The organism is Barnesiella sp. B2-R-119, assembly GCF_023656675.1.
GTDB classification, from domain to species: Bacteria; Bacteroidota; Bacteroidia; order Bacteroidales; family Barnesiellaceae; genus Barnesiella; species Barnesiella intestinihominis.
Genome location: NZ_JAMOKL010000001.1, coordinates 667,161 through 692,970, shown reverse-complemented (window position 1 = coordinate 692,970; position 25,810 = coordinate 667,161). Strand labels below are relative to the sequence as shown.

The 25,810-nt window shown below is 45.0% G+C and carries 19 protein-coding genes; 8 read left to right on the top strand and 11 right to left on the bottom strand.

The window, feature by feature from the left end:
* Nucleotides 1-2 precede the first annotated feature (2 nt).
* From NBH06_RS02590 to NBH06_RS02555, 8 genes are all read right to left on the bottom strand, one after another.
* On the bottom strand, nucleotides 3-389 hold the full coding sequence (locus tag NBH06_RS02590; RefSeq protein ID WP_155012118.1) for a DUF1573 domain-containing protein: 387 nt from the start codon (nucleotides 387-389) through the stop codon (nucleotides 3-5).
* Nucleotides 390-600: 211 nt separating this feature from the next.
* Nucleotides 601-1,650, bottom strand: coding sequence for a LamG-like jellyroll fold domain-containing protein (locus NBH06_RS02585; protein ID WP_250792625.1), 1,050 nt, complete (start codon nucleotides 1,648-1,650; stop codon nucleotides 601-603).
* Between the two features lie 19 nt (nucleotides 1,651-1,669).
* Nucleotides 1,670-3,763 carry a glycoside hydrolase domain-containing protein gene (locus tag NBH06_RS02580; RefSeq protein WP_250792623.1) on the bottom strand — a complete coding sequence of 698 codons (2,094 nt, stop codon included), beginning with the start codon at nucleotides 3,761-3,763 and terminating at the stop codon, nucleotides 1,670-1,672.
* Nucleotides 3,750-5,282 carry a RagB/SusD family nutrient uptake outer membrane protein gene (locus NBH06_RS02575; protein WP_021891951.1) on the bottom strand — a complete coding sequence of 511 codons (1,533 nt, stop codon included), beginning with the start codon at nucleotides 5,280-5,282 and terminating at the stop codon, nucleotides 3,750-3,752. The genes NBH06_RS02580 and NBH06_RS02575 overlap by 14 nt, the downstream gene beginning before the upstream one ends.
* A 13-nt stretch (nucleotides 5,283-5,295) precedes the next feature.
* Complete coding sequence (locus tag NBH06_RS02570) at nucleotides 5,296-8,697, bottom strand: TonB-dependent receptor (protein ID WP_250792621.1); 3,402 nt, start codon at nucleotides 8,695-8,697, stop codon at nucleotides 5,296-5,298.
* Nucleotides 8,698-8,804: 107 nt separating this feature from the next.
* Nucleotides 8,805-9,821: a FecR family protein gene (locus tag NBH06_RS02565; RefSeq protein ID WP_250792620.1), complete on the bottom strand. Its 1,017-nt coding sequence runs from the start codon at nucleotides 9,819-9,821 to the stop codon at nucleotides 8,805-8,807.
* A gap of 71 nt (nucleotides 9,822-9,892) precedes the next feature.
* Nucleotides 9,893-10,900 carry a FecR family protein gene (locus tag NBH06_RS02560; protein WP_250792618.1) on the bottom strand — a complete coding sequence of 336 codons (1,008 nt, stop codon included), beginning with the start codon at nucleotides 10,898-10,900 and terminating at the stop codon, nucleotides 9,893-9,895.
* Between the two features lie 17 nt (nucleotides 10,901-10,917).
* The gene (locus NBH06_RS02555; RefSeq protein WP_250792616.1) at nucleotides 10,918-11,475 is read right to left on the bottom strand and encodes an RNA polymerase sigma-70 factor; all 558 of its coding nucleotides are present in this window, start codon (nucleotides 11,473-11,475) and stop codon (nucleotides 10,918-10,920) included.
* A 287-nt stretch (nucleotides 11,476-11,762) separates the two neighbouring features.
* Here NBH06_RS02555 and NBH06_RS02550 point away from each other — a divergent pair, with 287 nt between their 5' ends.
* The 8 genes from NBH06_RS02550 (at nucleotide 11,763) to NBH06_RS02515 (ending at nucleotide 21,506) form a co-directional block, all read left to right on the top strand.
* The gene (locus tag NBH06_RS02550) at nucleotides 11,763-12,992 is read left to right on the top strand and encodes a hypothetical protein (protein ID WP_250792614.1); all 1,230 of its coding nucleotides are present in this window, start codon (nucleotides 11,763-11,765) and stop codon (nucleotides 12,990-12,992) included.
* Nucleotides 12,993-13,532: 540 nt separating this feature from the next.
* Nucleotides 13,533-13,835 (top strand): RyR domain-containing protein, encoded by a 303-nt coding sequence (locus tag NBH06_RS02545; RefSeq protein ID WP_157260323.1) that lies wholly within the window; start codon nucleotides 13,533-13,535, stop codon nucleotides 13,833-13,835.
* Nucleotides 13,832-16,012 (top strand): hypothetical protein, encoded by a 2,181-nt coding sequence (locus tag NBH06_RS02540; RefSeq protein WP_195493026.1) that lies wholly within the window; start codon nucleotides 13,832-13,834, stop codon nucleotides 16,010-16,012. The genes NBH06_RS02545 and NBH06_RS02540 overlap by 4 nt, the downstream gene beginning before the upstream one ends.
* Nucleotides 16,013-16,034: 22 nt before the next feature.
* The gene (locus NBH06_RS02535) at nucleotides 16,035-17,852 is read left to right on the top strand and encodes a MutS family DNA mismatch repair protein (protein ID WP_250792612.1); all 1,818 of its coding nucleotides are present in this window, start codon (nucleotides 16,035-16,037) and stop codon (nucleotides 17,850-17,852) included.
* Nucleotides 17,853-17,975: 123 nt separating this feature from the next.
* Nucleotides 17,976-18,677 (top strand): iron-sulfur cluster assembly scaffold protein, encoded by a 702-nt coding sequence (locus NBH06_RS02530; RefSeq protein WP_008861173.1) that lies wholly within the window; start codon nucleotides 17,976-17,978, stop codon nucleotides 18,675-18,677.
* A gap of 18 nt (nucleotides 18,678-18,695) precedes the next feature.
* Complete coding sequence (locus tag NBH06_RS02525) at nucleotides 18,696-19,706, top strand: GGGtGRT protein (RefSeq protein WP_008861172.1); 1,011 nt, start codon at nucleotides 18,696-18,698, stop codon at nucleotides 19,704-19,706.
* A 999-nt stretch (nucleotides 19,707-20,705) separates the two neighbouring features.
* Nucleotides 20,706-21,188, top strand: a complete 483-nt coding sequence (locus tag NBH06_RS02520) for a ferritin (RefSeq protein WP_008861171.1) — start codon at nucleotides 20,706-20,708, stop codon at nucleotides 21,186-21,188.
* 111 nt (nucleotides 21,189-21,299) lie between these two features.
* Complete coding sequence (locus NBH06_RS02515; RefSeq protein ID WP_008861170.1) at nucleotides 21,300-21,506, top strand: hypothetical protein; 207 nt, start codon at nucleotides 21,300-21,302, stop codon at nucleotides 21,504-21,506.
* A 644-nt stretch (nucleotides 21,507-22,150) separates the two neighbouring features.
* Here the strand turns inward: NBH06_RS02515 and NBH06_RS02510 are convergent.
* The 3 genes from NBH06_RS02510 to NBH06_RS02500 are packed head-to-tail and all read right to left on the bottom strand — an operon-like array spanning nucleotide 22,151 to nucleotide 25,598.
* On the bottom strand, nucleotides 22,151-23,464 hold the full coding sequence (locus tag NBH06_RS02510) for a M16 family metallopeptidase (RefSeq protein ID WP_250792611.1): 1,314 nt from the start codon (nucleotides 23,462-23,464) through the stop codon (nucleotides 22,151-22,153).
* Nucleotides 23,465-23,469: 5 nt separating this feature from the next.
* Nucleotides 23,470-24,210: a 3-deoxy-manno-octulosonate cytidylyltransferase gene (gene kdsB, locus NBH06_RS02505; RefSeq protein WP_195331556.1), complete on the bottom strand. Its 741-nt coding sequence runs from the start codon at nucleotides 24,208-24,210 to the stop codon at nucleotides 23,470-23,472.
* 23 nt (nucleotides 24,211-24,233) lie between these two features.
* A complete protein-coding gene (locus NBH06_RS02500) occupies nucleotides 24,234-25,598 on the bottom strand; it encodes an NfeD family protein (RefSeq protein ID WP_046409738.1) in 1,365 nt (454 codons plus the stop codon).
* Between the last annotated feature and the right edge of the window lie 212 nt (nucleotides 25,599-25,810).

Here is a 25,810-nt window from a genome sequence, read left to right as displayed (position 1 = left end):
TATTATTTTTTAGGTACAACAATCCCTTCGATAATCAATTTTATGGATGCTTTTCCGGCATTGGTATAGACTTTGACCTCTTTTCGAAAGGTCCCGGGACGCCCTTCGGGGTCGAAAGTTACGTCTATCGAACCCGTACCGGCAGGGGCGACAGGCTCTTTGGTGAAATGCGATGCCGTACAACCGCAGGTACTACGCGTATCTATGATAATTAACGGGGCGTCTCCGCCGTTGGTAAATTTGAAAGAGTGCGTTACCTTTCCTTTATCTTCCTGAATATAACCGAAATCATAACGGGTGGAGTCGAAAACTATTTTGGCTTTCCCTCCGCCGGCATTTAAAGATAATGTAAACAGGACAGCAATGAGCAGACTCAAATATTTTTTCATATCTCTATGTTTTATCTACTATCGGCAAATTTAGTCAAATTCTTCATACTTTACTTATTTAAGGAGTGGTTTTAATTTTTATATTATGATTCATTTTCCTCTCTTGTGTTTTGTATAGGGACGGTATTTTGTTGCGCTATTTTATTGAAGCATAAAAAAATGGCGGGCTTCTGTAAATCAGAAGCCCGCCATAACGTGTAAGCGATCGATTTTATTTTCTTAATTTCAAAGATACCGGATTGTTGTCTATTATTGCTTTGAATATATAGTACCCCGGAGTTAAATCGCTTATGTCTATGGTGTTATGATGTGATGAAATGCTCATGACCAATCTTCCGTCTATCGTGTATAGTGCTGCTCCATTTATATTTTCACCGTCGATAAGAATATTGTCTCCGCTGATATAGGCCGCTTGTTTTTGCCGAGCAGTTTCTATGCTCGACGATCCCTCCTCGTATATCGGGCAGCCGCTATTGTCCACCCATTCGATTCCTGTTTCGTCCATGTCGTTGATTAAAACTATCGAGGCTTGGTTTCTACTCGAATGCATCAAGTTTTTCAATGTCGTGCCTTCTCCTTCCTGCATGTTCCAGTTGAGAAAGAGGTTCTCTTTTTTTGAGGCGAAATAGTAATTCAAATCGGATTTTATTTCTTCTTCTGTGCGGGCTACCGTCCAAATTCTGACATCGGTTATCATTCCTTGAAATTTTTCGCCGTCTACCCAGTTGGGATTGGCGCCCAATGTGAGGTCTCCTGTGCCAACAGCTATCGGTGCGCTGAAAGTTTCCTCCACTGTTTTTTCTCCGTTTTTATAGCAGATCAGTTTGTTCCCGTCTATCACCATAGACAGTTTTGCCCATTCTCCGGCTTGTAACTGAGTATTGACCCATTTAGGTTCGTTACCTCCGTTACCGACACAGAATGTAGCTCTCGCCCAGCCGTTGGGTTGCAGCATCAGTTCGTAGCCCCCTGATTTGTTGTCATTGGCAGGATCATCGACGAATGCACTTTTAGTGCTTATTAATACGCCGCCTTGCGCGTCGAGGGTTTCGCTTATACGCATCCACATTTCGATGGTCTGTTGTTGGTTGTAGACATCGGCGAAGTACTTGTTCCCTTCTTGGGACAGGTGAATATCACAGCCTCTGATGCTGTTGTCGTGGATAAAGTTGACAGCTTTGATGTTTGCAGCCTGTAATGACATTCCGCAACTGAAAATCATGGCAAATAACATGCATGAAGTAATTTTTTTCGGTTTCATACGATTTTGTTTTTTAAGGTTAGTTTTTAATGAATTTTTTACTGATAACTTGCGATCCGACATTGAATTTTATAATGTAGTTACCCGATGGTATATTTTTGATGTTTATGTATTTATAGACGGGTTTCGTGTTCGATGTTTGCAATACTTGTCCCGAAGTGGAGCATATTTGATAGCTTATCTTTTCTGTATCTCCATCGTAGGAGATGAACAGTTTGTCGTCCGTGGGATTGGGATAAATTTCGATTGTATTGCGGTCTTTCGATGGAATCACCAGATTGGACATGTTTACGGGCGTTGCTTTTGCGACTTCGGTCAGTACGGCTTTTGCGTCGTTCACCAAGCTCGTGATGCGGTTGTCGGTCTCTTTGCTGATTTCTCCCAATGAGAATGTTTGCAATACTCTTTGCAGTTTTTGAATGTTTTCGTTGGCTTCCGGCGTACCCAGCCCTTTCAGGCGTTCCATAATGACTCGTAACTTTTCATAATCTTGGATGCCTTCACGTAGGCGGGCCATTCTTACAGAGTTGCGAGGTCCGGGATATACCATGTGTTGATCGCCTGCCGGAGCCGATGCACAGCGGGTATCTTTGAGAACGTTCTGTACCCAAATGTTATAGGCCCAACGCAAGAATCCCGTATATCCCTGAGCGTATGCGAACCACCCGACAAGAGCACTTTCGGCAGGAGGCGAGAATGTGAACTGGTTGGGGTGTTCGGGCCATGAACAGCTCGTATAAAATGTCGTGGGTTTACCTTGTGCGATCCGAGCCTGCATGTTCTCCGATGTAGTGGGGTGACCCACAAAGATGGACAGATCGTATATGTCTTCTTGCAAGGAGGGGATATAACCACCGGCCAATGCTATCTTGAAGTCGGGGGTTGTTTCTTTGATGAAAGAGATTACTCCGGCCATAATGGGTTCGAGTTTTTCGTCCATAGCGATAGCTGTTTTTTCGAACCAGCCATTTTCTTTGAGGTGTTCCCGGAAATCGAGGAGGAAGGGCCTCCAAAAATCTGCAAATTCCTGTGTGCCGGGTTCCGGCTGTATAGAAATCCAATCGCCTGATTTTTCGTCGAAGTAACGTGTAGCTCCCCACGGATACATCGAGTAACAATTGATTTGCTGGTCGATTCCTATCGAAGCCATCATATTCACGAATTTATCGAATACCGTATAATCATAAAACCAAGTGCCATCGGCTTTTTTGGTCCATAGAATCATACTTTCGTACCAGTCGTCGAAACTTTGTCCTCCGTGGTTGATTACGGCGGTGCAAACTTTTTGTCCGGCATCGGCCAATATTTTAAAATACTCTGCCAGTATCTCGAAGTGTTCGTCACTCCATAGGGTAGGCTTATGATACCTTTTTACCGAAACACAGTTTTGCCAAAGGTCGAGATGGAATTGCCAATCTTTCGGTGCGGGGACTATGTGGTCGAGTACTTCTACGGTCAAAGACAGTATTTGGTCTTCACCCGCAGCCGAACGAATAAATATCTCTCCCGTATATTCTCCCGACGGTATGTCTCGCGGAATCTCTACTGTAATCCATATCGGGCGAGTGGTTCTTCCCGGTATCGTCATTTGGGGGATATAATCGAGAACATCGGGCACGAGGTGGCTGTTTTCTGTTTTATGCGGCGTTCGAGCAGCACAAGCCAATATTTCGTCTGAAATTTTGAACTTGTCGGAGAGTGTGTATCGGACAAAGTTCGATTTGACATTTCCCGCCGGAATGATGGAAGATATACCTTTTAAATCGGAGGTAACGCATTTTACGTCTTTTATCTCGTTTTTGGTATAAGCCAATGCGATGAAGTTTACTTTTTCGCCTTTCCATACGACGGCTTTCGTTTGTTTTATTTTATTTGCGGGGACATTTCCTTTTTTGTACAAAGTATCGATCGACCCCCATGCGGCGTGAAGTCCCGAAGAAAGATCGTCCCATTGTTTGCTGTCGTAGGTTTCGGGATCGGCGGTTTCTACGAAGTCGTTTAACCCGTATGCCGGATATACCTTTTGGGCAGATATCGGTCCAGAGAAAAGGAGGCAGCATAAAGACCAGAAAGTCGCTTTTTTCAAAAGATTTCTTTGATTAGTAGCCATCATTTTGTTTTATTTTAAGTTCATAAATCGTTTGTTGAGGAATAGGATATAGTTCGTGGTAGTCTTTCGCCAGATTTTTACCCCGGCTGATTGCATTGGAAATGAATACGCCGTGTCGTATCATGTCGCTTCTTCTTTTACCTTCCCAAATAAACTCCCAAGCTCTTTCTTGAAGCAGATGAGCGCGAAAAGCATCTATGTCGGTTATTTGGTCTATTTTCTTTTTGTGGTCGGTTTGGTCGTAATTGTCGAAACTTCTGCGGCAGACTTGGTGCAGGAGTTCTTTGGCCGTGGGTGTGCCTCCCCCGTCCGGGCCGAAAATTTCGTTTTTAGCTTCGGCACGTAACATGATGACATCGGCGTACCGGTAAATGACATATTCCGATGCATCATTCGTCCCATCGGTGTTTGCATTTTCCTGATATTTCATAGGCAAAGCTCCATATTCGAGAGTTCCGGTACGTCCTGTAACCATCTCTTTCCCATTCCAGTATTCGGTTTTGTGTACTTGTCTGCGCTTATCGGCCGGATCGAAAGAGTCGTATACTTCCCACGGGGTTCTGAATCCATTCCAACCGGTCAGCGGGATACCTTGCTGGGACTTGTAATCGGTGGGTAGTACATGGGCAAGAAAGTTGTTCCCCATTACCGGAATGGGAAAACTCGGAAGAGCGAAGATGATTTCGTTGTTGTGTTGGTTTTGAGGACTCCAAATGTCTTTGAATTCAGCTTGTAATTCATAATATTGTAAATCCATGATGTCTTTGGCTACCTGTTCGGCCTTTTTGAAATAATCCAGATAGTCGCCGACGTGTTTGTTCCGACAGTAGCCTCCTTCGTGCATGTATAGTTGGAGCAGTACCATCATAGCCGTTGCCTGACTTACATGACCGTAGTCGCTACCTGTCCATGCGACAGGCAAAATTTTGGCATTGATTACTTCTTTCAATTCGGTTTCTACAAATGTGATGTATTCTTCCCGAGAGGGACGAGTTACCGTAAAGTCCTGAGTGGGATTGAGTATTTTTTCGGGGTCGGTGATTGCCGGAACCGGCCCATACAGGTCGAACAGATCGTACATCCAGAGCGCCCGTACTACTCTCAATTCGGCAATGTATCGATTTTTTATGTCGTCGCTCACAGGAGCGTCTTGTATACGTGCGATTAAAGCTGTGGCTTTTGTTATGGCCGGCACGAAAAATTCGAATATTTCACAGACGAAATAGTCGGTTGCTTTCCACATGAAATCTGTATGGGCTTTATAGAACCAATTCGCGGCCCATAGGTCGGTGGGGACTTCTTGAAGCGTCATTACCGAACCCCAAGAGGTTTTGTACCGTCCCCATTCGGATATCCCTCGGAACTCGGCGTAAACACCGGTGACAGCAGTCTTTACGTCGTCTTCGTTGGTTAAAAAGTTTTCGGGTGTAATTTGATCGAATAGTTCCGGTTCCAAGTTTCCCTCGCATGAAATCATCGAGAGACATAGAATAACCAGTATATGTTTGAATTTTGTTTTCATAGTGTACGTGTTTTTAGAATGTGATATCTATACCTATCGAATATGTCCTTTGAGACGGATATCCGCCTTTTGAATCCATCTCCGGGTCTAATCCCTGATAGTTCGTAATGATGAAAGGGTTTTCAACATCGACGTATATTCTGGCTTGTGAAAAGACTTTGTGTATCCATTTGTGCGGGAAAGAGTATCCCAATGTTATGTTTTTACAACGTACGAACGATACTTTTTCGAGCAGCCAGTCATCTCCTCCGTAGTAGGCACTGTAAAATCCCGATGGAAATTTGTTCGTGGGATTGTCGGGAGTCCACCGTTCCAATACTTCTTTCGAATAGTTTTGCCGTTGCAAGATGTATTCGCAACCGGAGGGCCCGTATTTTGCCCGATTCGAATTGGCCACGTATTGACCGAACATGCCATAGAAGAAAATATTCAAGTCGAAGTTCTTGTATTCGAACATGTTGCCGAATCCGATGATAACTTTCGGGTCGGTACTTCCCAAATAGATTCTGTCGGCTGCATCTATTTTGCCGTCGGGGTGTCCGAGCAATTTGGAACCGTCGTTCGGGTCAAACCCGTTCAGGTCTTTTACTTTCATTTGTCCCGGCAATAAATCGGGCATGGAGGCAGGAGGAGTTTCTCCTATTTGCAGAATACCGTCGGATACGCATCCATAGATAGCCCGGATAGGTGCATCTTCTTTTTCATAAGGCGCCAAGACTACATCGGGGTTGCGTTCTTTCCATCGGTCTTTATAGGAGGATATATTCAATGTTGTGTTCCATTTGAACGGGCCGGTAAGGTTTACCGTATTTAAAGAAAACTCATACCCGGTGCTTTGGGTCGCTCCGATGTTGTCTGCAATAGTAGAGACTTCCATCAAGGAATTCAGTTTGCGGAAGGCGAGTAAATCGCTGACTACTTTGTGGAAATATTCAAACGATCCTGTGATTCGGTTGTTTAGAAATCCGAAGTCGAGACCCACGTTCAACTCTGTCGTCGTTTCCCATTTGAGGTCGGGATTTTCGAGCTGGCTTTTGATACTGCCTGTTTGTACAGCATCTCCGAATACATATTGATTACCGGCTTCATAGTATTCGTAGGCATTGCCTCCGATATTGCTGTTTCCGGTTTGCCCAAAACTGACTCTTAATTTTAATTCGGACAACCAGTCGACGTCTTTCAAAAAGTTTTCATTCTGCATTTTCCAAGCGAATGCTCCCGATGGGAAAAGACCCCATTTGTTGTTTTTACCGAATTTCGAAGAGCCGTCATATCTTAAAGAGAATGTAAACAGGTATTTGTCGAGCAGGGAATAGTTGATTCTGCCGAAATAAGAACCTAATTCGTTTTTGCCTTTGGAAGAACTTACCGGCGGACGGGCCACATTCCCGGCTTCCAATTTGTTCCATAGGAATAAATCGGTGAAAAATTGAGAGCTGCCGGCTCCTAATCCGTCCCAGTTCTCTTGTTGGTATGAATACCCGAGCAATACTTCCAATCTGTCTCTTTCCTTGAAAAGCTGCTTCGTATAGTTGGCTGTTAGTTCGAACAATAAATCGACCGTCCTATTTTCATTGATATTGGCTTTTCCTCCTTCTTGTTTTCCGTATAGCGTCGATTTGGGAAGATAGGTACTGCGGCGACCTTGATTTTTGTCGATACCTATATTGAGCTTTACTTTCAAATCTTTCCAGAATGTAGCTTCGATATAGCCGTTTGCCAGTAATCTATCGGTTTGCGTCTGGTCTGTAATTTCGAGCATTGAAACCGGGTTGGGAATCATGCCCAGTGTGGGACTCAGCGCATAGTTTCCCGATTCGTCTTTTACCGGGACGAGGGGGTCGTAATGCAATGCCGAATTCAGCAGGCTGGAATTTTCGGCGTTACCTTCTCCTAATGGGACATTATTGTTGAAAATGGTGCTGTATGTTGCATTGATACCGGCTTTGACGTATTTTCCTAAATCTTGATCGAGGTTTATTCTTCCCGATATACGTTGGAAATCGGAATTTTTGATTACTCCTTTTTGTTTGTAATAATTCAAAGATGCCAAAAATCGTGTGGATTCCGTACCGGCTGAAACAGACACGTTGTGTTGGTTGATGGAGCCGTCGCGCGTAAGCAGCCCGAACCAGTCGGTCCCTTCTCCGGCGGCAGCGATTTCTTCCGGACTATATGGATTGCTCTTGTAGGGTAAAGCGTCTTCTTCCAGCTCTCCGCCATACGGATATAATTCATTATCCATGCGCCATTTTTGATAGGATATTTCGTTTGAAACATTCATGAATTCCTTAGCCGATAACATTTCCAGTCGTTTGGCTATTGTTTGAATCGAATAGTTGGCGTTGTATTTTACTATGGGTTTCCCGCTTTTCCCTCTTTTGGTCGTGACCAAGATTACGCCGTTGGCAGCTCTTGCTCCGTAGATTGCAGTGGCGGAGGCATCTTTAAGAATTTCTATGGATTCGATATCGTTGGGATTCAACGAGTTCATCGGGTTTCGGGAACCATATTCGTAGCGGTTCCCGCTTTCGGGTTCCACGCTTTTGTTGGTGACGGGAAATCCGTCGATTACATACAGAGGGTCATTCCCTGCACCGGTCGATGCAGCACCTCTGACGTATATTTCGATTCCTCCGCCCGGTTGAGCGGAATTTTGTTTTACCATTACTCCGGCGGCCTGTCCTGCCAACATGTGTGTGACAGAAGTGTTGGCTGCGATGGGCAGATTCTCTGTTTTGACACTCGATACAGCTCCCGTCAAATCACTTTTTTTAACCGTCCCGTAACCAATAACCACTACTTCGTCCATCAGAACGTCGTTTTTTTGAAGAGTTACCGGAATATAATTTCTGTCACCGATTTCAACTTCTTGTTTTTTATATCCGATGTAGGAGATAACGAGAGTCGTTGCACTGTCGGGTACATCGATTGTGTATTTCCCGTCGATGTTGGTCATGGTTCCTTTGTTTAAACCTTTTACCAAGACGTTGCCCCCGATAATAGGTTGTCCTGAATCGTCGGAGACGACACCGCTAATTTTGTTTGTGCGAACGAGGGCCTGACGTTTGGCGGTGATGATGATCTTTTTATTGTTGATGCGGTAAGAGTATTCGTTCAGGATTTTATCCAGAACGTCTTTTATATTCGCATCTTTCATATTAATGCTGATTTTCTTCTTAGTATCGATGTCTGCGTTGTTATAGAAGAACACATAGTCGCTTTGAGCTTCTATTTGTTTCAGTACATCGATTAATGTCACGTCGTTTACCTCGATGTTTATCTTCCGTTCCGATGCGTACAGGTGATTTGCTCCAAATGGTTGAACCCATAGAAGATACAAAACCAGTCCTATGACTTTGTAGGGGAATGAAGATCGTTTTGTGATCGTTTTTTTGTGTTTAAGGGTCTTCATGGTTTTATGTATTTAACTTGGTTTCTTCTTTCGATGTGTTTACGAGAAATGGTCGTATTCTTTATGATTGAATCGCTTGTTTTTTGTTAGGGTCGCTTCATGGTGTTTCATAGGCTGTGTTGTAAAGTTTGACAATCGGTGTTTTCCGGGAAATCGAAATAGACCGTATCGTTGTGTATGGAGTATTGCAAATGGGAGATACGCGCTATTTCCTTGAATATCTCTTCTTTGGTTTCGTTCCTTACGACGAGGGTCAGGTATAAAGTATCGGCGATTTCTTCCGGGCAGATTATTTGAAGTTGGTATTTGTCTTCCAGATATGAGATCACATCTGTGAATCTGTCGTTGTCGAATGTCATCTTTTCCGTAGCCCATGCTATATATTCATGAGCGACGACCGTGTCTTTACGGATAGATTGATTTGATTTGGAGTAGGTTATCTGCTCGTTCGGATTTAATCTGACGGGCACGGAGTCATTATTGAAACGGAGGGATACGGCTCCCGAAATCAACGTCGTTTCCGCAAGGTCTTCGTTCGGTCTGTTTCGCACATTGAAAGATGTTCCTAACACTTTAATCTCTTGTCCTTGTGATTTCACGACAAACGGACGTGCTTTGTTTTTCGTGACCTTGAAATAGGCTTCGCCTTCTAAATAAACGGATCGTTCTGTCGATGAAAATGCTTCGGGATAAATGAGTTTCGTATTATTGTTGAGCCATACTATCGTGCCGTCGGGTAGAGTGACTTCCGATTTGTGGGTCGAGGTGAGAACCGTATGGGTTGTGGCGGAATAGGCGTTGGATTCCTTTACGGTATGAAAGATAAAGGTTATCGCAATAACGGCTGCAATCTGGGAAGCGTAATAGACTGTTCTTCTGATTTTTACGAGAGAAGTATATTTCCTTATTCTCTTTTTCAGTTTTTCGAGAGCCGACCGTGTGGATATAACCGGTTGCCACAGAGCCGTATTGTATAACCATAGGTCTCTTATTTCGGCAAAATATGCGAGATGCTTTTTGTCTTCTGCCAAATAACGGCGCAGTTCGGCGCATTCTTCCCGAGTAAGGGATTTATCCAGATACTTCGTTATGAGTTCGTCTATATGTCGGTTGTGTTTTTCCATGTGCTCCACTCTATAATTATCACAAACAAGAGTGGGCATGCCCTACCTTAACGAGTGTGTATTAATATATTTTAACTATTTGGCTTGTGCTCAATGTAGACCGTGTCGTTATTGAAACGATAATCTATGGGGGCTATCGATTTGAGCGTTTGCAATATTTCTTTCAGCGGTTCTGCCCTGACCGTCAGCGTCATATAGACAGGGGTAGGGGAAGTGTTCGTACAGGTCATTGTTACGTTATACCATGCGCCTAATTTTTCTATGACTTCTGTCAATTCACAATTGCTCAATAGTAGTTTTTCTTGTGCCCAAATGTGGTAGAGACTACTATCTTTTCGCGTATATATTTTCGTTTCTTTCGTCTTGCGGGAGTATGTGACTTGCTCGGCAGGTTGCAAAGTTATGGGAGGAACCGAACTATTGGGAAAATAGACTTCTACATGCCCGTCGACCAATGCCGTTTCGATGATTTCGTCTCGTATGTAATTCTTGACGACAAAGCTGGTCCCGAGAACTTTTATGTCCATATCGTTGGTTTCGACAACGAATGGTTGATCTTCTTTGTGGAAGACTTTGAAATAGGCCTGCCCGTTGAGCCGGACTTTTCTTTTTTTATCGGAAAACCGGCTGGGGTATGTCAATTTACTGCCTGAATTGAGCCAAACCACCGTGCTGTCGGGGAGGGTAATACAACCTTTGTTACCGATTGCCATCTCTACGCAAGCGTATTGTTCGGGGTTAGATTCTCCTATGAAAAAGTAATACAAGCCTAATAGTATCACTATTATGGCTGCACACTGGGTAATGTAGTAGAGTGGTTTGCGGAATGTTTTGCCGCGGCGATTGTAGTTCTTGATTTTAGAACGGAAACGCCGTAATGCTTTTTCCGTATCTTCTTTCGGTGCGAGTATGGCTTGGGTCGATAGCCACAGTTCCTGTGCTTCTTTGAAATGTGTCTTATTTTCCTCCGAAAGTTCGATCCAACGGTATAACTCGATCTTTTCATCTTTCGAAGCCTCTCCTTCGAGATATTTCAAGATGAGTCTATCTATTTCTTTTATTTCGTTCTGTCTGTCCATACGAAGCAATTTATTTTTTATTCGAATCCTGAAAACAGTAAGAAGAAAAAGGATAGCAATCCATTTTTTTTCAAATGACTTCTTAGTCCCGACAAGGCTTTTGTTATTTGTTTTTCGACGGTTTTAATGCTTATCCCCAGTTGCAAGGCAATGTCTTTGTTTTTCAAATTGAGGGAACGACTCATGATGAATATACGGTGGCATTGCTCGGGCAGAGATTCGACATAGGTTTTTATTTCCCGATCCAAATCTTTCAATAGTAGGGAATCTTCCTGATAAACGACGAACGATTGTAAGTAGTCGTCTATGAACTGGATATCGTTATCCGAATCGAAACTTATTTTGTCTTTTACGCGTTTGTCGTAAATATAGTTTCTCGATTTATTCAAAACCGATTTGAATAGATAGGCTTTCATCGGGAGGTCGAAATCTATCTCGTTACGCCGTAGCCATAATTCGAAGAATACGTCTTGTACAATATCTTCTGCCGCATCTTGGTTTTGAACGTAACGTAATGCATAGGCGCGCAATATCTGATAATATTGTGTAAATAGATTTTCAATATTATTACTCATATTGGCCGATTTTGTTTAGTTGTCTCTTTCTTTATTTTGAATGGAGCATATGTAAACGAATGCAAAGATAATAGATTATTCCTATTGCATAGAATTCGGTTTGTGCTATATTATATTAGAAATGTATCTTCGAGAAATAATTTTTGAATCCCTTCCAGACTTTGATTTTTGCGTATTTTGGTATCATGCGAAAAATGGGTCGCTGTAAATTTTCCCCAGATAGTTTGGCAAATTTTATAACGTTTTATAAATTCGCATATTGTCTCATTAACCTTGTCTCGATATCTATGGGATTATTCGATTTGTTCAAGAAAGACCGCGGGTACGAAATCCATTCGCTCGAATTTTGCGAAGTGGGTAAAGACGGCAAACGCAATACCCGGCCAAGTAGCAAACTTTATACCGACTCGCGCTATATTATGCCTGTGGTGAAGATGACATCGCGCATCGACCGCACTGTCAAGATAAAAGTACGCATTACCGAACCAAGCGGAAAAACTCATACCTACGACTTCGATGCCCCGTTAAAACCCGTTGAGAAGATGTCGGCGCAATTTCCGTGGTGGGGTTCGGAAAAGCGAGATCATTTCACTTCGGTCGGTACATGGCGGTTCGATATTCTTGATGAAGAAGATCATGTGGTTATCAGCGCTCCGCTCGAAATAGCTCCGTTGGAAGACATTTGGGAAAGCATGGGGTGGATTCATATTGTCTCGAACTTTGAATTTCGTAATATCAACGGCAACGGTGAAGTGATAGATGATTGGAATACGGGCAACTTCGTGGAGCCCAAGTATATGCAAATGCGTTGCCGATGTACCTGTTATTCGGACGTTGTGCGCAAGGTTACTTACCGTGTGGAGATCAAGAATGAAAGGACAGGCAAAATCAAATCGTTCGACCACACTGTCACACTCACTCCCCGAGATGGGTCCCAATGGTTGCAAATATGTGGCTGGGGCTCAGATTCCGGTACTTCTTATGCCCCCGGCACTCATGCTTACACTCTTTACTATAAGAGTCGGGAAATGGGTCGTGGGCGATTCGAGGTCGTGAAATCGCCCAAGCAGCGAGGCTGGATCGAACCTTTGGCTTTGGTGCTTCATTTCTGCAATACCGATGAAGAAGTGCAACAATGGGTTACTTATGATTGCGCATTGCACATCTACGAGGGAAAAATCATTGAACAGAAATCTTTCAAAGCCAATACATACAAAAGGCTATTAGCCGGATTCCAGTGGCGCTCGCTTGAAAAAGGACATTCATTGAAATTGATATTCAAGTTCTATATGGAGGGTAACTTAGTTTATACCAGTGTTCAAGATGCAGTCACTAATGAACTGGACTCGAAAGATATTTTTCAACAAGATTTCGAAGTATCCAGTTCTATGAGGCTGGAAGGCCCGAACGGTATAACAAGCCCGTTCCCAGCCGGGCGTTACGAAGTGGAACTGTACCTCAAAACCGAAGAACTCGACGAGCATTTTGTGATGCGGCGCACATTAGATGTGAGGTAGATTGTCGTTGCTTCTTTTCTACAAAAGAAAAGGTGGGTAAAAGGAAGCTCCCGATTTTTTTCATAAGATAGATAATCTTTACCAGAATTTTTTTAGAACTAACCCCTCCGTCACTACGTGCCACCTCCCCTATATTTTGCGTTGCAAAACACCCCGTAATACTACGGGACACGGCAGGGGAGGAGTTTTGCGACACTCTTTTATCGTGTAATTTTGCCGGTAAGACGAGAAGGCTTTCCCATTCACCCTTGTGTTGCGAAGCGGTATAGAGGAGAGACAGAGGAGCGGTGGAGACGAAGAGAGGGGGTAAAAAGAGGCATATAGGATTTTTTTTGGAACTAATCCCTCCGTCACTGCGTGCCACCTCCCCTATATTTTGCGTTACAAAACACCCCGTAATGCTACGGGGCACGGCAGAGGAGGAGTTTTGTGATGTTATCATGAGGTTTTGCAGGTGGGGACCGAAAGTATTTTGCATGTTCATTTTGTCCTGTACTTGCCTTATGCTATCTTTGGGGAAAATAACTTGGATAATACAGTATGACGATGAAACGCGAAAAGTATATTCCGGCTCCGACGGATACCAGCCGGGAAAAACTACCGGAGGAACTTATGGAGTTGGTCGAGGTAATGGCGAAAAATGTTCATGAGGTGTGGTCGCAATCTCGTTTGTCCGAAGGGTGGACTTACGGAGCGCGACGGGACGACGAGAAGAAGACTCATCCCTGTCTCGTGCCTTATGAGGAATTACCTGAAATAGAAAAAGATTACGATCGCAACACAGCGATAGGGACGCTTAAACTGATACAAGCGTTGGGATTCGATATTGTGAAGAAGAGATGAAAAGACTAAAAGAATTTTTCGGGGCGATGAAGGATTTTTTCAGACACCCGGTTATCGGTATAGACCGAATTTTGTCATCGGGTATCAAATGGCAATTGCTTTTTTTACTGGGTGTTATCGTTGCTGCTATTCTTTTGTTCATCGTAATCGAATGGCTTACTGGCAGTATTCTTACTATTAAGGAGAACGACCCACGTAATATTTTTGTCGATGTCTATTATCATTTTGCCGATCCCGGCAATCAGTATGTCGTCGAAGGGACGTGGAATCGTTTCCTTGCATTCCTTATTTCGATCACCGGGTCTGCACTGATGGGCGGTTTGCTCATCTCTATTTTCTCGAATATTATCGACCGCCGGGTAGAGCGTGCGAGGGAGGGTCAGATAGGCTATAAATTTAGGAATCATTATGTGATTATAGGGTTCGATAAGATGGCTATCGGGCTTATCAAACAGTTGTATCAAAAGAGTGTGGCCGAACAGTCGGATCATACGCCTTATTTGTTTGTCATTCAGACTTCGGGTAGTGTCGATTCTGCCCGTCACGAGTTGTTGTCCAAACTTGATGCTTCTATCGACCGTCGTACGATAATTTTGCACGGGGGCCGCGATTCGCGGGAGGATTTGGAGAAACTGCATTTGCCGGATTGTAAAGAGATATTTTTGTTGGGCGAGGAGAATGAAACCGATCATGACTCGATCAATATCGAATGTGCAGCTCTCATTAATAGGATTTTGCGGGAAAAGAACGCAATAGGAAAAGAGCCTCGGGATATAGAGGAGTTGCGCATGTTGGTAGCGCAAATACAGAGCCGTTGTAAAAAATGTAATGTGCTTTTCGAAGCTCAATCGACCTTTGCCGTATTTCAACGGTATGATATAGAATCTATATTTCAACTTCCGAAGAAGACTGAGAAGCAATGGCTGGTGCATTTCCAAAAAAAATATAAAGACGGTGCGGAGAATGAGGAATTATTGAAATTAACGCAGACTTTCGATCGATTGAGCGAAAGGCTTATCGATTTTCTGCCGTTTAATTTTTATGAAACTTGGGCGGAGAAGGTGTTGGTGCGAGGTCTGTATACTCCGCATGACAAAGGTTCGGAAGTCATACGCTATGTACCTATCGACGGTGACGGAATCGGTTATGACAGCAACCGATACGTCCATCTCGTCATTGTGGGAATGACCAGCATGGGAATCGCCATGGGGGTGAAAGCCGCTCATATCGCCCATTATCCCAATTTCCTTCGAGACCGGAGTAAACGGACTCGAATCTCTTTTATCGACATGAATGCCGACACCGAGTTCGATCGGTTGCGGGGCAGATACAACTCTTTGTTCGACATGTGCGACTATCGAGTTATCGATACGGTAGAGCCAGCTAAGAGTTATGCCAACCCGAATACCGATGATAAGTTTACCGACATAGAGTTTGAATTTATCAAAGGTTCTGTCGAGAGCCGTCCGATACAAGAGTTGCTACAACATTGGGCAGAGGAGGAAGACGGACGGTTGTTGACTATCGCTATCTGTTTCGAAATTCCTCAAAAGAGTATCGCTACGGCACTTTATATGCCTCGGCTCGTGTATGAAAAGGCTCATTCGATACTCGTGCGTCAGAATGTTTCCTGCTCGACCATCGAATTGATACGAAAAGCTCATCAATACGGTAAATTGAGGGCGTTCGGCATGTTGGACGAGTGCTATGACATAGACGACGATTGCATGAAACGGGTACGGCGGATAAACTTTATTTATCATAAAATAACTCCCGAACAGCCTTTCCCGCAAACATTGAACGATATCGAGGCAAGGGCATTGTGGGAAGAATTGTCTACCGTGCATCGTTGGTCGAATGTTTACAATGCCCACTCTATTCCTTCCAAGCGAAGAAGTTTCGGAAAATCGGAACCTGAAAATCTCGATGAAGATACTGCTTTGATCGAGATGATGGCAGAAGTGGAACACAATCGTTGGAATATGGAGAAACTGATTATGGGGTATCGTCCTACAACTTCCGGAGAAGACGAGGAGATACAACGATTGGGCAAGGAACGGAAAAGAAAGATAGAGCGTGAATCTTTTGCCCATACTTATATCAAACCGTATGAAGCATTGAGCGAATCGGTTAAGGATTACGATCGATTGATTATGAAATATTTGTGGAGGGTATAATCATTTTTTGTCATTGGTGATTATGGAAAAAGTCCTGCGAGATTACCGTTCCCGACTTCAAGCTAACAGCCGGGAAACGGAGCGGATAAAAATGTATATTCGTATCATTGCTTTTCTTCGTCTTTCGGTAGTCGTTGTTGCGGCATTGATCGTGTATTTGTTTAGAAATGAGGGTGTAGAGGTGTGGGGCACAACCGTATTGATAGGAATCGTTCTGTTCCTGTCGTTGGCCCAGGTGCACGATCGCTGGTTTCGGAAAAAAGAATTTGTCGATTGTCGGGACCGGATTATTCATAGGGAATTGTCCTTGTTGGAATATCGTTTCGACGGAATCGACGGGGGCAGTGAATTCATCGACCCTTCCCATGATTATAGCTTCGACCTCGACCTTTTCGGCGAGAGGTCCTTCTTCGCCTATATCAATCGCACAGCGACGACAGTAGGGCGAGTCGCGTTGTCCCGGGAGTTGCTTCACCCCGATTTGAAAACTGCGTCTATTCGGGAGAGGCAGGAGGCTGTCGAGGAAATGTCCTGCCATACGGATTTCAGGATAGATTTTCAATCATACGGGGGCTGTTCGGGAGAGAGCCGGGTAGATACCGAGGCTATCGAACGGCTTGCCGGAATGCCTCGGTTCGGAACGGGGCGGATTGTGCGTTGGCTGGTTTATGCGGTTCCTGCGGTTTATCTTGCCTTATTCGCTTTATGGTTAACGGGAATGGTCGCAGGGAATGTGATCGTGGCGGTTTTCATTTTTTTGTTGGTTTTGTCCGGTCTATTTGCCAAACGGGTAACCCGCATACAAGAACAGCTCAACCGGACGCTTCAATCGCTTTCTCGTTATTCACGTCTGTTCGAGATGATGGAGCGGACGCGATTCCGGTGCAAGCCATTGAGTGAGTTACAAAGCCGGTGTGTTGACAGCAACGGCTCTGTCTCGCAGAGGGTGTCCCGTTTACGGCATTTGCTCAGCAATCTCGACCAACGCTACAATTTCGTAGGATTCGCCTTGTTGAACGGATTTCTGCTTTGGGATTTGCGGCAAATCAACGCGCTCGACCGATGGCTGTGTGACAATCGTGAAAAAATAACGCAATGGATAGATGTATTGTCGCGGTTCGACGTATATGTCTCGTTAGGAACTTTTCGATACAATCACCCCGACTATGTATTTCCCGATATACGGGAAGATCGCACCCCGGTTATGCAGGCCGAAGCTCTGGGACACCCGCTTATCCCGAGAGAGAAGCGCGTCTGTAACGATGTTGCGCCCATGAACGAGGCTTCTTTCCAGATTATCACCGGAGCCAATATGGCCGGGAAGAGTACGTTTTTGAGGACTATCGGAATCAATTATTTACTCGGCTGCATGGGCGCTCCCGTTTGTGCCGATAGCATGACTTTTACTCCGTTGCCTTTGTTTACCGGATTGCGGGCCTCTGATTCTCTTGCCGATAACGAGTCTTACTTTTTTGCCGAATTGAAACGTTTGCAGCAAATCGTTTTGCGTTTACGTCGTGGGGAGAAATTATTTATTATTCTCGACGAGATACTGCGGGGAACCAACTCGGTCGATAAGCAGACCGGTTCGCTTGCTCTTATCCGTCAGTTGGTCGGGGCCGGAGCAACGGGAATTATCGCTACTCATGATTTGGCTTTGGGCAAACTTGCCGATAGTCTGCCCGGAAAAGTCAGCAATTATCGTTTCGAGGCAGCTATACAAGGAGACGAACTTACTTTTTCTTATCGATTACAGCCGGGTATAGCCGAAAATATGAACGCCTGTTTTCTCATGAAAAAAATGGGCATTATTCCCTCTGACTATTCTGAAAACAATTGAACCGCGATATAATTATTTTGAGCCGTTACAAATAAATTTGCTATTGCTTACATAAAGAAAAAAAATTATCTTTGCAACGCTGAAAAGAGCGTAAAAATACTCATCAAATAAAAAGAGCGAATTATGGTTTATTCACACGAAGTAGAACACATGTGTGTTGTAAAGAAAGGTCCTAATCACGGACCGGCTCCTATCCCCGAAGAGGGAAAATGGGTGAAGGCAAAAGAAGTGATTGATATTTCGGGCTTGACTCATGGTATCGGTTGGTGTGCTCCTCAACAGGGTGCATGTAAACTGACGTTGAATGTAAAGAACGGTGTTATTCAAGAGGCATTGGTAGAGACTATCGGTTGTTCGGGTATGACCCACTCGGCCGCTATGGCATCGGAAATCCTTCCGGGTAAAACTATTTTGGAAGCTCTGAATACCGACCTCGTTTGTGATGCCATCAATACGGCTATGCGCGAGTTGTTCCTGCAAATCGTTTACGGGCGTACTCAATCGGCTTTCTCGGAAGGCGGTTTGATGATCGGTGCAGGTCTCGAAGACCTGGGCAAAGGATTGCGCAGCCAAGTAGGTACGTTGTACGGTACATTGGCCAAAGGTCCTCGTTATCTTGAAATGGCAGAGGGTTATATAAAAACTCTTGCTCTTGATGAAAACGATGAAATTTGCGGATATGAATTTGTTCACATGGGTAAATTCATGGACGAAATCAAGAAAGGAACCGATGCCAACGAGGCATTGAAGAAGGTAACCGGAACTTACGGACGTTTCACCAAAGAGGCCGGTGCAGTGAAATATATAGATCCCCGTCACGAATAAAATAAGGAGGAAGTTACTATGATTAGAGAAGTGAAATTTGAAAGTCAAGACCGTCGTATCAAGCAAATTCTTGCCGCTTTGAACGCTAACGGTATTAAAGATATTGAAGAGGCTAACGCTATCTGCGAATCTTATGGACTCGATCCTTATAAAACTTGTGAAGAGACACAACCTATTTGTTTCGAGAATGCAAAATGGGCTTACGTGGTAGGTGCTGCTATCGCTTTGAAGAAAGGTTGTAAGAATGCTGCCGATGCAGCCGAAGCTATCGGTATCGGTTTGCAGTCGTTCTGTATTCCCGGTTCGGTAGCCGATGACCGCAAAGTGGGTCTCGGACATGGAAATTTGGCCGCTCGTCTGCTTCGCGAAGAGACGAAGTGTTTTGCATTCCTTGCCGGCCACGAGTCGTTCGCCGCAGCCGAGGGCGCTATCAAAATTGCCGCTAAGGCCGATAAGGTGCGCAAGGAACCTTTGCGTTGTATTTTGAACGGTCTTGGTAAAGATGCTGCTCAAATCATTTCGCGTATCAACGGATTTACCTACGTTCAAACACAATTCGACTATTATACGGGCGAGTTGAAGGTAGTTCGTGAAATAGCTTATTCCAAAGGTGAACGTGCCAAAGTAAAATGTTATGGAGCCGATGACGTGCGCGAAGGCGTGGCTATCATGTGGCACGAAGGTGTAGACGTATCTATCACGGGTAACTCTACGAACCCTACCCGTTTCCAACACCCCGTAGCCGGTACTTACAAGAAAGAGTGCGTAGAAAAAGGTAAAAAATACTTCTCCGTAGCATCGGGTGGTGGTACGGGTCGTACTTTGCACCCCGACAACATGGCTGCCGGTCCTGCTTCTTACGGTATGACCGATACAATGGGTCGTATGCACAGCGATGCTCAGTTTGCCGGGTCTTCGTCAGTTCCTGCTCACGTAGAAATGATGGGATTCCTCGGTATCGGTAATAACCCTATGGTGGGTTGTACCGTGGCTTGTGCTGTCGATGTAGCTCAGGCTTTGAGTAAGTAATCATTTGTATCTTATATATGTATAAGCATCTGCGTCCGTTTGGTCGCAGGTGCTTTTTGTTTTCTCCCCGATGCTTTCCTTTTTCGTTTTCTTCCATAGGCCGGAATATTTTAGCCGGAAATGTTCTTTTAGCGGATAAGAGAAGAGGGTAAATGACCAATATAAACCGGCTGATGAGAGGCTGTTTTCAACCCCTCCGTCACTACGTGCCACCTCCCCTATATGGCTGGCGCCACACAGGGGAGGAGTTTTAAATGTCTTCGATAGTGAAACAGAAATACCCCATAAAGCTACGGGGCACGGCAATGGAGGAGTTTAAAATATTCGAAGCGACACTTTTAAACCTCTCCCCCTGTGCCGCGCAGCGGTATAGGGGGAGTGCCCATCGGGCGAGGGGGTTAGTTCTACAAAAAAATCCTATGTGCTTCTTTTTTAACCCCTCTCTTCGTCGCTGCCGCTCCTCTGTCTCTCCCCTATATTGCTGCGCCACACAGGGGAGAAGGGGGGAATACTCACAAAGAACCGAAAAGATAAAAAGACCGTTCAAAGCAACACATTTAATCCTTTCCCTCTGTATCGCAACAATCGATATAGGAGGGAGTGCCCGTAGGGCGAAGGGGCTGAAACAAAACCTGCAAGAATCTCAATGACAAAATCCGGGCGAGCGTTGCTTTATACCTTGAAATAAATAATTACTCCGATAGCCGTAGATACGATGATGCGTTACGTGTCGACTCTACTGTCAAATCGTGGGTTCTTGCTGGCTTTATTATAGGATTATTGGTAGTTGCATTCTATGTATTTTGGTGTTTTATAATCCGTCTCAAAGAATGTCAAATTCGGACAAAATGATTCTGCAATTATGTCATTAAAGAGGTTGTATTGTCTTGGTTTTTATTTTTAGGTTATGGTAAAGTCTTATTATTATGTGATGGTATAATTTTTGTATATTATCAATATGTAATGAAAATGAGTATTAACATATAAAAATAAACCATTATGATTTCACAGAAATTACAAGAAGCTATTAACGTTCAGATTGCGGCTGAAATGTGGTCGTCGAATCTTTATTTATCGATGTCGTTTTATTTCAAAAAATTGGGATATGACGGATTTGCCAATTGGATGAGAAAACAGTCTCAGGAAGAGTTGGAGCATGCTTACGACTTGGCCGATTATGTATCGAAGCGCGGCGGTGTAGCCAAAGTAGATAAGATAGATGTCGTTCCTCAGGAATGGGAGAGTGTGCTCGATGCTTTTGAAAATGTTTATAAACACGAGTGCCATGTATCTTCTCTTATCGACGAGTTGGTAAATGTCGCTTCTTCCGAAAAGGATAAGGCTTCGCAAGATTTTCTCTGGGGCTATGTGCGCGAGCAGGTAGAAGAAGAGGCCACGGCTTTGGGCATTGTCGAGAAGTTGAAACGTTGTAAAGACGAGGCCAGTATTTTGTATATGGACGAGAAACTGGGTGAGAGGTAATTGTCAAGGATTATTTCTTATAAGTGATTGAAAAAGGGACTTTGGAAGAATTGTTTTTTCCGAGGTCCTTTTTTTGTATATTCGGTATCGATTGGGTAAACTATTTGTACGATGAGAAAATTGCTTTGTCCGCAGTGTAAGGTGTCTTCGATGTATGTGAAGAACGGTAAGGGGGAGCGTAGGGCGGTGTATGTGACCGATGGAGGGGTAGTCGTTGCCCGCAAAGAGGGCGAGACTCTCGATGGTTTCGATCTTGAAACAGTTTATTGTATGGGTTGCTCTTGGAGCGGGTCCCCCAAACGTATGGTGAAAATGTGATTTGTCCGATATAAACCGGCTGATGAGGGGCTGTTTTCAACCCCTCCGTCACTACGTGCCACCTCCCCTATATGGCTGGCGCCACACAGGGGAGGAGTTTTAAATGTCTCCGATAGTGAAACAGAAATACCCCATAAAGCTACGGGGCACGGCAATGGAGGAGTTTAAAATATTCGAAGCGACACTTTTCAACCTCTCCCCCTGTGCCGCGCAGTGGTATAGGGGGAGTGCCCATCGGGCGAGGGGGTTAAATGATCAATATAAACCGGCTGATGAGAGGCTGTTTTCAACCCCTCCGTCACTACGTGCCACCTCCCCTATATGGCTGGCGCCACACAGGGGAAGAGTTTTAAATGTCTCCGATAGTGAAACAGAAATACCCCATAAAGCTACGGGGCACGGCAATGGAGGAGTTTAAAATATTCGAAGCGCATTTTAGCCCTCTCCCCCTGTGTCGCGTAGCGGTATAGGGGGAGTGCCCATCGGGCGAGGGGGTTAAATGTCCAATATAAACTGGCTGATGAGATACCGTTTTCAACCCCTCCGTTACTACGTGCCACCTCCTCTGTATGGCTAATGCCACCCCCCCGTAGCATTGGGGTGTCGAGTAACAATAGGGGGCGTGGTAGAGGAGAAAGAATTTGTCAAGGTAGGGAGAGCGGGGGAATTTTGTTCTTGTCTCCGGCGACGGCTATGTAGAATTGTGAGGGGACGAGATATTTTTGTGCTGCCGATAGTAGATCTCCGGGTGACAGTTGCCGTATGGCTTCGTCTTGCTGCGCAAAATATTCGACCGGGAGATCGTTGGCTTTCAATGAAAGGTAGTAGTCCGCTATGGAAAAAGGGGAGTCGAGGGTACGAGCCATGTCTCCTCTCAGGTAGTTTTGTACGGTGATGAACTCGTCGGTCGGGACGGGCTTGTTTCTGAGGCGATCTATTTCGGCGAAGACTTCGTCGATGAGCGGGCGGGTGAATTCGGTTCCGGTTTGGGTCGATATGGTTAAATAGCTTCCGTATCGCATGGCGGCGATAGAGGAGGATATGCCATAGGTATAGCCCTTTTCTTCCCGTATGTTGGACATGAGTCTGCTGCCGAAATATCCGCCGAGTATAGTGCAGAGTAGTTTCAGGGCGAAGAAATCGGGGTTTTCCCGGCCGATGACCGGCAGTCCCATTCGGATTCCGGATTGGAGGGCGTTTTCTTTGTGGGTGACTATTATCGGATTTTCGGCACGATGTATGGGGAAAGCGGGGATTATCGCAGAATCGACAGAGGGTACATTCCATGTGTGGCCGAAGTGGAGTTCCAAATTATCGAGAAGTTTCCCGGTGATTTTTCCGGCGATGAAGATACGACATTTCCCGGGAGCGATGTGCTGCCGATGGTAGTCTCGGAGGTCTTCGGTTGTGATATGGTTTATATGGTCGGGGGTGGCAGCCCGTCCGTAAGGGTGCTTGTCCCCGAAAATCATAGAGAGAAAAGTCTCGGAGGCGAGGACGTCTACTTTTTCTTTCTGAACGAGCAGTTGTTGGAGACGCCGTTCTTTGAGCCGGGTGAATTCTTTTTCCGGGAAATCGGGTCGTGTAACGATGTCTGCCAGCAGAGATAGGCAGGTGTCGAGATGCCGATTGAGCGTGTAGAGCGTGACATAGAGATAGTGACTCGATGCGGAGGTTTGCAGCCATGCTCCGTGGTAGTCGAATGATTCGGCTATCTCTTCCGAGCTTTTGCCCGCAGCGCCTTCTTTGAGCATCAATAAGGTGAGGGCGGCTGTGCCCGGTTTCTGTTCGGTATAGTAACCTCCTTCGAACATAAGGTCTATGCGGCACACGTCTTCGTCACCTCGATTACAGGCGATGATTTCGATGCCGTTCGATAAAGCATGGATACCGGGTGCGGGCAGGGATAGGGGCGGAAATGTTCCGACAGGCGGTGTCGTTGTTCGGTCTAACGTCATAATTTTCAGAGTAGAGTGAGTGCTTTTTGTAAATCATCGGGGGTATCTATACCGATTGTTTCTTGGGTGGTGATGCCCACTTTAATCGTATAGCCGTTTTGCAGCCACCGGAGTTGTTCGAGCGATTCGGCGATTTCGAGCGACGACTGGGGTAGCTGGGTGATCTGGGACAATATGTCGGCTCTGTATCCATACATGCCGATGTGCTTGTAGTAAACGTGTTTATCGGGCCATTGTTCGGGGGATATATTTCTCATATAGGGAATTATCGAACGGCTGAAATAGAGAGCTTCGTTTTTGTCGTTGAGAATGACCTTCGGAGAGTTGGGATTGGCGAGGGCCTCGTAACCTTCGGTTGCCTCGAAGGGGCGCACAAGGGTCGCTATCTGGGTTTGAGGCGAATCGAAGCAAGCGATGAGGCTCTCGATCTGTTCGGGTTTGATAAACGGTTCGTCCCCTTGAATGTTGATGATTACGTCTTCGTTTCCGCCCAGACGATTGTAGGCTTCGAAGCAACGGTCTGTTCCGCTACGGTGTTCGGCCGATGTCATGACAACGTTCCCGCCGAAAGATTTCACGGCGTTGAATATTCGGTCATCGTCAGTGGCGACACATACATTGTCGAGGATTTTGCGGACTTGCTCGTAGACCCGTTGAATCATATATTTCCCTTTCATGTCGGCCAGCGGTTTCCCTGGGAATCGGGTAGAGGCGTAGCGAGCCGGAATAATACCGATGAATTTCATATTGAATTTCTTATAACGTTTTTTTATTTGATTTCGATCACATAAAGCTGCGCGTTTTCGTATTTGACAACTTTTATACCCGCTCCTTTTTCGATGTATCCGTGAAGGGCTACGGCGTCGAACTGTCTGTCGCCGATGGTTACTTTCCCGGAGGGTCGGAGTATGGTTGCCGCGAGTCCTTCTTTTCCGATATATTCTTGTAATTCGGAGGGAACTCCGATGTATCCTTTTTCTGTGGCTTGATCTGCTTGAAGGGCTAAACGTCCGAGTGGGCCTTTACTGCCGATTTTTTGGAAAAACCAAAAGAGTAAAGCTACGGAAATAATGACTCCCGAGATGACAGTTATTATTCCTTTGCTGATGTCGGCGGCAGAAACAAAGTTGAAATCGAAATTGACATTCCCGACCAATGCCAAAATGAGTGCTCCTAATATCAGAATGGAGCCCGAAATGCCGGCTATACCGAAGCCGGGGATAACGAGAAATTCGAAAATGAGCAGAATGATGCCGATGACGAAAAGCAGTATTTCCCAGTTCGCGGCTAATCCGTCGATGTAAAGTGGAGTGAAATAAAGTACGGCTGCGGTACAGGCAATGGCCGAAGGCAATCCTATGCCCGGTGTTTTCAGTTCCATGAAGATACCGCCGAATATGAGCGTTACCATGAGAGCCTGAAAGGCGGGGTGGGTGAGAAAACCGGCGATATCGTCGAAGAGCGAGGGTTTGAATTCTTGTAAAGTATAAGTCTCGTACCGGAGTTTTTGCGAAATGATCTCATCGACGTTATCGACTATGCCTTCGCAATATTTTTGGGCGATGGCCTCGTTTGCCGTAAGGGTGAGTACTTTGCCCGAATCGCAAAGATTGGGGACGATTACTCTTTCGTCGACCATAGCTTCGGCTATGAGCGGATTGCGCCGCCAGTTTCCCGATTCGTCTTTTCCGTGTGACTCGGCCGTCGCCCGCATGGTCGCCCGCATGTATGACTGGTATTTGTCGGGCATGGCGGCTCCGGTTTCATTGACTACCGTAGCGGCTCCCATGCTTGCGCTGCTGCGCATATAGATACTGTCGCAGGCTATGGCGATGAGTGCTCCTGCCGATGCGGCATTGTTGTCGACGAAAGCATAGACGGGAATGGGTGCATTGAGTATGGCTGTTCTCATGGAATCGGCGTGAACGACAGTTCCCCCGTAGGTGTTCAGCCGTAGTATGACGGCTTTTGCATTTTGTTCTTGGGCTTGGTGTAAACCGGCTCTTAAATATCGCCAAGTCGTACTCCCGATTTCTTTGGTTATATCTATTTGATAAACAGTGCTTTGTGAATTCGATACAAAATACTGGAAAAATAATATGAGAAAAAAGATATATTTGTGAAACTTTTTCATGAACCTATGTGTTTAATATTAAGAAGCACAATTAAAAAAGATAAGAAATATGTTACAAAGTAAATAAAAAATAATCAGAACAATATTATGGGATTGTATTTTGCGAAAACAGATTTTTTTTGAGCCCCTTTGAAATAGCTGAATGTTTCGAAGACGTTTAGGAGAATGTAGAAATTTCAGATTGTAGTAGTTAGTATGAGTAGATTTTCGAT